Origin of the sequence: Pseudomonas citronellolis, assembly GCF_029335315.1 — a bacterium.
Classification (GTDB): domain Bacteria; phylum Pseudomonadota; class Gammaproteobacteria; order Pseudomonadales; family Pseudomonadaceae; genus Pseudomonas; species Pseudomonas citronellolis_A.
The window spans coordinates 1-10,545 of sequence record NZ_JARJLT010000346.1; the positions used below are offsets into that span (position 1 = coordinate 1).

General features: G+C 69.6%; 8 protein-coding genes. 3 read left to right on the forward strand and 5 right to left on the reverse strand.

Features of this window, described 5'->3' with window-relative positions; translation table 11 throughout:
- Nucleotides 1–55: 55 nt before the first annotated feature.
- Together P3W75_RS26275 and P3W75_RS26280 are read right to left on the reverse strand one after the other, a co-directional pair.
- Nucleotides 56–994: an alpha/beta fold hydrolase gene (locus P3W75_RS26275; RefSeq protein ID WP_276230244.1), complete on the reverse strand. Its 939-nt coding sequence runs from the start codon at nt 992–994 to the stop codon at nt 56–58.
- Nucleotides 995–1,061: 67 nt separating this feature from the next.
- Complete coding sequence (locus tag P3W75_RS26280; RefSeq protein ID WP_276230245.1) at nt 1,062–1,721, reverse strand: TetR/AcrR family transcriptional regulator; 660 nt, start codon at nt 1,719–1,721, stop codon at nt 1,062–1,064.
- Between the two features lie 90 nt (nt 1,722–1,811).
- On the opposite strand from P3W75_RS26280, the gene P3W75_RS26285 reads away from it, so the two are divergent.
- Nucleotides 1,812–2,669 (forward strand): hypothetical protein, encoded by an 858-nt coding sequence (locus tag P3W75_RS26285; RefSeq protein ID WP_276230246.1) that lies wholly within the window; start codon nt 1,812–1,814, stop codon nt 2,667–2,669.
- Between the two features lie 325 nt (nt 2,670–2,994).
- On the opposite strand, the gene P3W75_RS26290 is transcribed toward P3W75_RS26285, so the two are convergent.
- Entirely contained in the window at nt 2,995–5,721 is a 2,727-nt protein-coding gene (locus P3W75_RS26290; protein WP_276230247.1) for a LuxR C-terminal-related transcriptional regulator, read from the reverse strand.
- A gap of 328 nt (nt 5,722–6,049) precedes the next feature.
- A complete protein-coding gene (locus tag P3W75_RS26295) occupies nt 6,050–7,945 on the reverse strand; it encodes a propionyl-CoA synthetase (RefSeq protein ID WP_276230248.1) in 1,896 nt (631 codons plus the stop codon).
- Between the two features lie 263 nt (nt 7,946–8,208).
- Here P3W75_RS26295 and P3W75_RS26300 point away from each other — a divergent pair, with 263 nt between their 5' ends.
- Nucleotides 8,209–9,102, forward strand: coding sequence for an AraC family transcriptional regulator (locus tag P3W75_RS26300; protein WP_276230249.1), 894 nt, complete (start codon nt 8,209–8,211; stop codon nt 9,100–9,102).
- A 91-nt stretch (nt 9,103–9,193) separates the two neighbouring features.
- The gene (locus P3W75_RS26305; protein ID WP_276230250.1) at nt 9,194–9,373 is read left to right on the forward strand and encodes a hypothetical protein; all 180 of its coding nucleotides are present in this window, start codon (nt 9,194–9,196) and stop codon (nt 9,371–9,373) included.
- 6 nt (nt 9,374–9,379) lie between these two features.
- On the opposite strand, the gene P3W75_RS26310 is transcribed toward P3W75_RS26305, so the two are convergent.
- The gene (locus P3W75_RS26310; protein WP_276230251.1) at nt 9,380–10,543 is read right to left on the reverse strand and encodes a multidrug effflux MFS transporter; all 1,164 of its coding nucleotides are present in this window, start codon (nt 10,541–10,543) and stop codon (nt 9,380–9,382) included.
- Nucleotides 10,544–10,545: the final 2 nt, after the last annotated feature.

Sequence of the window (10,545 nt, forward strand, 5' to 3'; positions counted from 1 at the left end):
TATCTACCCCAATGAAAAAGCCCCGGCGAACCGGGGCTTTTTCGTTCATGGCGCCTCAGGCATGCAGGAAGCGCAACGCGTCCGCCGCCGTCTGCTGCGGTATTTCCTCCATCGGCACATGCCCCACGCCCGGGTAGGTCTTCACCTGGATGCCCGGCACGTCGCGCTGCCACAGGGGCACGTGCTTCGGCGAGATCCAGCGGTCGCGCTCGCCCCACATCAGCAGCGTCGGCACTTTCAACTGCGCCACCCGCGCCGGGGTGCCGGGGAGTTCGTCGCGGTTGGCCTTCACCAGCACGCGGAAGATGTCGATCATCGCCCGGCGGTTGCCCGGGCGGCGGCTGATGTCGTAGTAGCGGTCGACCACCCCCGGCTGGATGCGCTGCGGGTTGCCGTAGACCTCCTTGATGCCCTGGGCCACCAGCGCGCGCGGCATCCAGGCCGGCATCAGCAGGCCGGCGCCGGGCAGCGCGGCGCTGGCGATCATCAGCGGCACCTTCTGCATGTGGTAGCCGGCCGGGTCGACCAGGATCAGTCGCTCGACCTTCTCCGGCGCCGCCAGCGCGTAGTTCCAGGCGATGTAGCCGCCGAGGGAGTTGCCGGCGATGGAGACCTTGTCCAGCTCCAGGCGCTCGAGGAACAGGCCGAACACCTTCACCAGGCGCGCGCCGCTGTAGTCGCGGTCGCGGCCGCCACCGGTGAGGCCGAAGCCGGGCACGTCGAGGCGGACGATGCGGAAGTGCCGGGCCATCTCGGCCACCCAGCCGTCCCAGGTGTGCAGCGAAGCCATCACCCCGTGGACCATCACCAGCACCGGCTTGTCGCGGCTGCCCTCGTCGCGGTAGTGGATCGGGAAGCCGTCCACCTCGATGAAGCGCGAGCCGCTTTGCGCCGCGGCGTAGCGGTCGATCAGGGGCTCCAGCGGCAGGGCGCCGAAGCCCAGGCGGGCGAAGCCGGCCGCCAGCGGTGGTTGCAGGCTGTAGGTAGCGGACATGGGCACTCCGGTGCTCGTTGTGGTGGATGCCCGATCAGAGCACAGCCCGTGGCGCGCCGCGCCCAACCTAGGTAGTGCGCGCGCAGAGGCTGTTCACCAGCAGGTCGCCGAGCACCCGCTTGACCTCCGCCAGGTCCGGCCGCGCGGTGCCGCCGAGCAGTTCGTGGGAGGCCGCCTCCATGGCCCAGAGCAGGGCCTGGTAGGTCAGCGCCGGGTGTCGCACGCCTTCGCCGAGGAAGCGCTCCTCCAGCAGTGTCTGTAACCCCGCGAGCGCTTCGCGACGGTGCGCGGCCAGGGGTGAGTCGGAGCGTAACGCTTCCTCGTGCATCAGGCGGATGATCGGCCCCACGGCCTGGTGGTAATCGAAGAAGCGCCCGACCATGGCGCGCAACCAGGCCTCGCTGCTGCCGGCCACCGTGCGCATTTCACGGAAGCGCATCAGCAGCAGTTGCACGGCGGTGCGGTAGATGCCTTCCAGCACATCGAGCTTGCCGTCGAAGTACTTGTAGAAGGTGCGCCGCGACACTCCGGCGGCGGCCAGCAGGTCGTTCACCGTGGTCTCGGCCAGGCCCCTGGCGACGAACACCGGGATGCTCGCCAACTGGATGTTGGCGCGCTGCAGGTGGTTCACCAGCGGCCCCTCGCCGCCCTCCTGGCGCGCCAGGGCGCCGAAGCCGCCGAGGTCTTCGAACACCGCCAGCACCGCACCGGATTCCTGGATCGTCATGCCGCCTCCACCCAACCAAGGCGCGGGGTGACGCCGGCTTCGGCCATCGCTAACCTAGGCCGACCGCCCCCGCGCAAGGAACGCCCATTCGTGCCGAACCTAACACGCCGCCTGCTCTGGCCGCTGGCCATCCTTTTGCTGGTTGTCGGGCGCCCCGTCGCGGCGGCGGACAACGAACTCTTCTACCTCGGCCAGCGCATACCGGACATCCAGCGCACCTGGACCAGCGAGGACTACCAGCGGCTGATCGACGCCCTGCAGACCATCGAGAAAACCCAGGCCAACAGCCTGCCCCGGCGCAGCGGCGAGTTCACCGGGCCGATCTACCAGCGCATGGTCAACGAGGACAACTTCCGCCCGCAGCTGAACATCTACGCGCCCCTGGAGCTGCGGCAGAACGAGGCGCGCGAGGTGCTGTTCAAGCTCAAGGAGCTGATGCGCCTGTACTTCGACTTCCGCGCCGCCAAGCAACCCTACGGCGCCGAGGCCCTCGGCCTGATGAGCTACTCGCTGCGCGAGCAGGCCATCCTGTTCAACCTCACGGTGGAATTCTGGATGACCCTGGCGCAGAGCGAGCAGCGCAACCCGGTGCGCCTGAAGGGCATGCAGGAAGCCAAGGCGGCGGCCTCGATGCTCACCAGCAGCGCCCTGGACTACCTGGACCTGACCGCGCAGTTCGAACGCCAGGACCTGGTGCTGTACAGCGCCGAGCTGTCCAAGCAGCTGCCGGAACTGTTCGTCCACCTGCCCGGCGAGGTGCGCGGCCAACTGCTGGCGCGGGTGCAGGACATGGCGAACAAGCATCCCTTCCCCGAAGTGCAACAGAACATGCGCGACCTGCTGCCGGTGCTGCAGGCCATCCAGGCCGACGTGCAGCGCCAGTTGGCCAAGCCGGCCAAGGGCGCGCCGGCGCCCAAGGCGCTGGACCTGACGCCGCCGAAGGAATGAATAGCGCGGGCGCAGCTCTTGTAGGAGCGAGCTTGCTCGCGAATGGTGTTCTGCCGGTGACTTCAGTGCTTGCCCTGAAGAGCGCCCTCTCCCCAACCCTCGGCTGCGCGCCCCGCCCTGAAGGGAGAGGGGGCCGTCCCGAGCAAGCTGAAGGTCAAGAGTCAGCCGGCAACTCCAAGGTCTCACAGGAACTCCATGACCCCACCCCACACCGAACGGTCCCCTCTCCCGCTTGCGGGGGAGGGTTAGGGAGGGGGTGTTCTTCGGGCCGCCGGCAGCCCCCGTTCGCAAGCAAGCTCGCTCCTACGAAGAGCCAAGCGGCCCGCTAGCGCAACAGCCCCAGCGACTTGGCCCGCGCCACGGCCTGGGTGCGCCGCTCGACGCCGAGCTTGTCGTTGATGTGGCGGGCGTGGCTCTTCACGGTGTGCAGCGAGATGAACAGACGCTCGCTGATTTCCTGGTTGGAGCAGCCCTGGGCGATCAGTTCCAGCACCGCCAGTTCGCGGCCACTGAGGCCGTCGGTCAGGTTCGCCGGACGCTCGACCTGGGCCGGCAGGCGCAGCAGCAGCGACGACTGCACCGGGCACGGCGGACGCAGTGCCAGTTGCTCGCGGAGCCAGTCCGGCTCCTGGGCCAGCAATTCATGCAGCGGCAACAGGGCGCCGCCCATGGCGCCTTGCAGGCAAGCCTCCAGTTGTTCGCGGGCCTCGCGTTCGCGGCCTTCCTGCAACAGCAGGCAGGTCAGCTGCGCCTGCGCCAGGCGCGCCGGCATCTGCGCGCCGACCTGGCGGGCGGAGGCGATCAGCGCGCGCAGGCGGGCCTCGGCCTGCTCCAGGCGCTCTTCGCGACGGGCCAGCAGGGCGCGCTGCAATTCGATGTAGTACGGCAACTGCGGGTTGCACTCCGGCGGCGTCGCCGGATGGCTGCCGGAATAGGTTTCGCCGAGGCGCTCCAGCCAGGCGGCGGCCAGTTCCAGCTGGCCCTGGCCGAGCCACAGCTCGCACTTCACCAGGGTGATGACCGACAGGTAGAACACCGGCGGCACGTCCCACACGTGCATCAGCCGCTCGGCCTCGGCCAGTTGCGCGAAGGCCTGGGTGTAGTTGCCCTGGCGCCCCTCCAGGCCGGCCAGCACGGCATAGCCGATGACCAGGCTGACATCGCGGCAGCCACGGGCCTCCTCGATGCCGGCGCGCAGCTTCTGCCGCGCATCGTCCAGTTGCAGGGTCAGGCCGCGCAGGTAGCCCTGGTAGATCAGCAGGCGCCCGCGCACCGCGTAGCGGCGGTGCGCCGGCAGCCCGGCCAGGCGCGCCAGGCCTTCCTCCAGCTCCTGGCCGGCGCGGTGGATTTCCCCGCGCGCCTGCAGGCCACGGGCGCGGTCGTAGTGCACCAGGGCCTCGAACAGCGGGTTGCCGTAGCGCTGCGCCAGCTCCAGGGCCTCGCGGTTGAAGCCGCGCGCGGCCCAGGAGTCGCCGCGCACGATGGCCAGGTTGGCCAGGCTCGACAGGCACAGCAGGCGCGGCCCGGAACGCTCCGCCGGGAGGTGCGCCAGGGCCTCGGCGCAATGCCGCTCGGCGTTGCCGATGTCGCCACGGCCACGGGCGATCACCCCGGACAGCGCTTGCCACTGGGCCAGCAGGTCGGCCTGGGTGGCGGCGTCGGCGGCCGGCAGGAAGCGCGCCAGCTGCTGCGCCAGTTCCTCGGCGGCATCGAGCTGGCAGGCCAGGGCCAGGGCCCAGCCGTACAGCACGATCAGCCGTGGCGTGCTGGCCAGCAGGCTGTCCGGCAGGTCCATCTTCCAGCGCAAGAGCGTGGCGACGTTCTGCTCGGCCAGCAGCTGTTCTTCGGACAGGCTCTGCACCAGGCTGGCGGCCACTTCCGGGTGGCCGGCGCGCAGGGCCTGGTCCACCGCTTCGTCGAGCAGCCCGCGCGAGCTGAGCCAGCGGCACGCGCGCAGGTGCAGGGAACCGGCCGAGGGACCGTCGGCCGGCAGTTCGCGGGCCAGCAGCAGGTCGGAAAACAGGTGGTGATAGCGGAACCACTGGCCCTGTTCATCCAGCGGCACCAGGAACACCTGGTGGCGTTGCAGGTGGCGCAGGATGGCAGCGCTGTCGTGGCTGTCGCGCAGCGCGTCGCAGAGATCGCCGCAGAAGCGTTCGAAGCGCGCGGTCTGCAGCAGGAAGGCCTGGACCTCGGGCGGCTGCTTGTCGATCACCTCTTCCAGCAGGTAGTCGCGGATCAGTTCCTCGGCGCCGTTGAGCGGCGCTTCGCCGCCCTGCCCGTCCAGCCCCTCGGGATGGGCCAGCAGCCACAGGCGCAGGCCGGCGATCCAGCCTTCGCTGCGTTCGATCAGCCGTTCGACCAGGGCCGCGCTGGACGGCGTGCCGCTGGCGCTGACCAGCGCCGCGGTTTCCTCGGCGGTGAGGCGCAGGTCCTGCTCGCCCAGCTCCTGCAGCTGGCGCGACAGGCGCAGGCGCGCCAGGTGCCAGTCCGGGCGCTGGCGGCTGGTGACCAGCAGCACCAGGCCCGGCGGCTGGTGGTTGAGGAGAAATTGCAGGCAGCGGTCAAGCACCGCGCCCTGGGCCAGGTGGTAGTCGTCCAGCACCAGCAGCAGCGGGCTCTGCGGCGAGAGCAGCGCGGCCAGTTCGTCGAGCAGGTCGTCCAGCCAGGCCTCGAAGGCGAACGGCTGGTGGCGCTGGCGCATCTTCAGCACGGCCATGGCGTCGTCGCCCAGGCTCGGGTGATAGAGGCGCAGGCCTTCCAGCAGGCGTTCGAGGAAGCGCCCGGGGTCGCTGTCGCGGACGCTCAGGCCCAGCCACAGGCTGCGCCAATGCGGTTCCAGGGATTCGCAGAATTCGATGGCCAGCGAGCTCTTGCCGAAACCCGCCGGCGCGGACAGCAGCAACAGCCGCCCACCCAGCCCCGCGGCCATGCGCTGACAAAGGCGCGGCCGATTGACGTAGCCGGCCGGCAGCGGCGGGCGGAAGAAGCGGCTGCCACCCAGCGGACTGGTGGTGGCGCGCAACGTTGGCAGAGTCGAGAAGTCGGTCATCGCCTGGCTCTTGCTCTAGCTCTTGTGGTCAGGTCCATTGCAGCCGAGCCTAGTCCGTGGCCCGGTTCATTTGAAATCGAATTTGTTACAGAAGCCGGCTTATTGCCACTGATTTCTTCAGCATTTGCCCACAAACCTGCGAAATCACCGGAAATACCATCGAGTTCACCTACAAATAAATCCGTATTTTCGGAGGGAATGTTCCCTTATCAACAGGGTGTCGGGCCGTGAAGAATTATCTGAAGGTGCCGGACGTCGGCTGCGAAAAAAAGAGGGGCCGCAAGCGGCCCCCTGAAAGTACGCCGGCCTCGCCGGCCGGCGCGTGGGTTCAGCCCGCGCGGGCCAGTCCGGCGGCGCCCAGGCGCGCGGCGATCTCGCCGAGGATGCTCGGGTCGTCGATGGTCGACGGCGGGGCGTAGTCCTCGCCGTCGGCGATCTTGCGCAATACCGCGCGCAGGATCTTCCCGGAGCGGGTCTTGGGCAGGCGCTTGACCGCCACCGCGCGCTGGAAGCAGGCCAGCGCGCCGATGCGCTCGCGAACCAGCGCCACCAGCTCGCGCTGCAACTGCTCCTCGGCGATCCGCGCGTCGTCGCGCAGCACCACCAGGCCCAGCGGCACGTGCCCCTTGAGCGGATCCTGCACGGCGATCACCGCGCATTCGGCCACCGCCTCGTGCAGCGCCAGCAACTCCTCCATCTCGCCGGTGGACAGGCGGTGGCCGGAGACGTTAATCACGTCGTCGGTGCGGCCCATGATGTGGACGAAGCCGTCGGCGTCGATGAAGCCGCCGTCGCCGGTGTGGTAGTAGCCGGGGTAGGTCGCAAGGTACGCGTCGAGGTAGCGCTTGTGGTCGTTCCACAGGGTCTGCGCGCAGCCGGGCGGCAGCGGCAGGCCGATGACGATCGAGCCGGTCTCGCCGGGCGCCAGCAGGCGGCCCTCCTCGTCCACCACGCGCACGTCGTAGCCGGGCACCGGCAGGTTGCTGGAGCCGGCGCGCTGCTCGGCGCAGCCCAGCCCGGTGCAGGGCGCGGTGACCGGCCAGCCGGTTTCGGTCTGCCACCAGTGGTCGAACACCGGCTTGCCGGTCAGCTCTTCCAGCCATTGATGAGTGCTGCTGTCGAGTTTCTCGCCAGCCAGGAACAGCTGACGCAGCGAGCTCAGGTCGTAGCCCTTGAGCAGCTCGCCGTGGGGGTCTTCCTTGCGGATCGCGCGAATCGCCGTGGGCGCGCAGAACAGCGCGTTGACCTTGTGCTCCTGGACCACCCGCCAGTAGCTGCCGGCGTCCGGGGTGCGCACCGGCTTGCCCTCGTAGAACAGCGTGGTGCAGCCGTTCATCAGCGGGCCGTAGACGATCAGCGAGTGGCCGACCACCCAGCCGACGTCGGAGATGCCCCACCAGACGTCGCCCGGCTGCATGCCGAAGATGGTCGGCAGCGCGTAATGCAGGGCCACCGCGTGGCCGCCGTTGTCGCGCACGATGCCCTTGGGCTTACCGGTGGTGCCGGAGGTGTACATGATGTACAGCGGGTCGCCGCTGGCCAGCGGCACCGGGTCGGCCGGCTCGGCGTGGGCCACCGTCTCGCGCCAGTCGAGGTCGCGCCCGGCGTGCAGCTCGGCCATCGCCTGCGGGCGCTGCCAGACCAGCACGTGGCTCGGCTGGTGCAGCGCCAGCTCCAGGGCCTTGTCCACCAGCGGCTTGTATTCGATGACGCGTTCGAACTCCAGGCCGCAGGAGGCGGTGAGGATCAGCTTGGGCTTGGCGTCGTCGATGCGCAGCGCCAGCTCGTAGGGGGCGAAGCCGCCGAACACCACCGAGTGCACCGCGCCCAGACGCGCGCAGGCCAGCATGGCCATGGCCGCCTGCGGCACCATGGGCATATAGATGATGACCCCGTCGCCCTTGCCCACGCCCAGCGCGCGCAGGGCGCCGGCCAGGCGCGCCACTTCGTCGCGCAGCTCGCGGTAGCTGAAGCGCTGCTGCACGCCGGTGACCGGGGAATCGTAGATCAGCGCCGCCTGCTCGCCGCGGCCCAGGGCGATCTGCCGGTCGAGGGCCAGGTAGCTGCTGTTCAGGCTGCCGTCGGCGAACCAGCGATGGCTGCCATCGGGGAGGTTTTCCAGGATGCTGCGCGGGCGCTGGTACCAGGCCACGGCGTCGGCCTGTTCGGCCCAGAAGGAGGCAGGATCGGCCAGGGAACGGCCGTGGGATTGCCGGTAGTTCATCATCTGACCCTCAGAATTGTTTTTATCGAGGTCGAACAACGAGTATGGACAGGCCCGCCGGGGCCGCCATCAACCTTTGGTCGTATGCCGGCGCGGGAGCGTCGGCGTCCGCCGATCGCCGGTTTCGGCACTGCGCGAACCGGCTTTTATTGCTGGCGACGACAGCAGCATCGCCAGCCACGCCAAGCTATCACCGGGGCGAAAGCGCCCCGATCGACTAAATTGTGTTCTTGATGGATTAAATTGCTGAGGCAGCTATCTGCATGTCGAGAACCTCGGACTGGCCCCTGCCGCCGGACAGCCTGCGCCTGCTGCTGCCGCCGGCGCTGCTCGGCGAGCTGGCCGCGCACCCGCTGAGCCGCGACCTCTATCCCACCTCGCTGGGCTTCTACCGGCGCGCCCAGGGCCACCAGATGAGCCGCGAACGCCATGACGACCACCTGCTGATCCATTGCAGCGAGGGCCTCGGCCACCTGCTGGTGCAGGGCGCCGACGGCCCGCAGGCGATGGCGGTGGGTTGCGGCGACCTGATCTGGCTGCCGCCGGGCATGGCCCATGCCTACCGCGCCGACGACCGCCAGCCGTGGAGCATTTCCTGGGTGCACCTGCGCGGCGACGGCGCCGACTGGCTGCGCCAGGCCGCCGGCTACGACGCCTCGCCGCTGCGCCACTGGGGCGTGCAGCACGCCCTGCTCAGCGGCTTCGCCCAACTGCTGGAGGCGCGCCACAGCGGCTACCGCTTCCAGCCCTTCCTGCTCGCCGCCAGCCGCCTGCGCGCACTGCTCTGCCAGTTGCCGTCGCTGCGTCCGCTGCGCGACTCGGGGCTGGACCTGGACAGCCTGCACGCCTACATGCGCGACAACCTCCACCGGCGCCTGGAACTGGCGCAGCTGGCGGCCTTCTGCAATCTGTCGAAATTCCACTTCGTCAATCGCTACCGGGCGCTGACCGGGCGCACCCCGGTGCAGCACTTCCTGCACCTGAAGATCGAGTACGCCTGCCAGTTGCTGGACAGCGACGGGCGCAGCGTGGCCCGCGTGGGCGAGGCCCTGGGGTATGACGACAGCTATTATTTTTCAAGACTTTTCAGCAAGGTCATGGGGCTCTCGCCCAGCGCCTACCGGGCGCGGCTGCAGGAGGGCCGCGGCGGCGCCTGAAGGGCCAGAGCCGGCCGTCGCGTGGCGCCGGAAGCGCAGGGCGGCGGGACTACACTCCTAGCTCCCTCCCCACAGCCACGGGTGCCGAGCCATGCACATCCTCGTTCGTCCGTCCGCCAGCGCCAAGGGCAAGCGCTGGCAAGTCTGCATCGACCAGTTCGCCGTGGACTTCCGCAACGAGCAGGAGGCGCGGCTGTTCGTCAGTACCCTGGAGGCGCGCCTGCGCGCGCCCCACACGCTCCCCCACGAGCGCCAACCGCTGGCTGGCTGAGCCGGCTCAGGCGTCGCGCATATCCATCTGCCCGGTGTACCAGCCGAGCACCGCCGCACAGCCGCCGCACACCGTGATGACGATCGCCATGGGCAGCGCGCTGCCGTCGTGCAGCGCGCCGACCAGCGCCGAGGCCCCTGCCGCCACGCTGAACTGCAGGCTGCCCATCAGCGCCGAGGCGCTGCCGGCGTGGCGGCCCTGCCCGGACATGGCGCAGGCCGAGGAGTTGGGCATCAGGAAACCCAGGCTGGCGATGGCGCCGAACAGTGGCACCAGCAGCGCCAGCAGGTGTTCGGGGCGATACAGGGTGATTCCCAGCAGGACCAGCCCGCAGAAGAAGTACACCCACACCGCGCGCCGCAGCCAGAACCCAGGCCCGCGATAGCGCAGCAGCCGTGCGTTGACCTGGGCCATGAGGATGAAACCGGCGGCGTTGCTGCCGAAGATCCAGCCATAGTGTTCGGCCGGCACGCCGTAGAGTTCGATGAAGACGAAGGGCGAGCCGGCGATGTAGGCGAACATCCCGGCGATGGCCACCCCGCCGGTCAGCGCATAGCAGAGGAAGGCGCGGTCGCCGAACAGCCGGCGGTATTCGCGCAGCGCGCCGGACAGCGGCGGCCGCGGCCCGCTGGGGACGGTTTCGGGAAGCCAGAGGGCGATGGCCACGCCGGCGGCGGCGCTGAACAGCACCAGGCAGAGGAAGATCGACTGCCAGCCGAACAGCCCGAGCAGCGCGCCGCCGCCCAGGGGCGCGAGGATCGGCGCCAGGCCCATGACCAGCATCAGCTGCGAGAAGGCCTTGGCCGCCGCCACCGGGTCGCACAGGTCACGCACCACCGCCCGCGACACCACCATGCCGGCGCAACCGCCCAGGGCCTGGACGAAGCGCGCGCCGATCAGCCATTCCAGGCTCGGCGCGAAGGCGCAGGCCAGCGAGGCCATGGTGAAGATGCTCACCCCCAGCAGCAGCGGCATGCGCCGGCCGTAGCGGTCGGCCAGCGGACCGTAGAGCAGTTGCCCGAGGGCCAGGCCGGCGAAGTACGCCGACAGGCTCAGCTGGATGTGCTCGACGTCGGTGCCGAAAGCCGTGGCCAGCGCCGGGAAGCTCGGCAGGTAGAAGTCGATGGCCAGGGGGCCGAAGGCGCTCAGCGCGCCGAGGATCAGCAGGATGC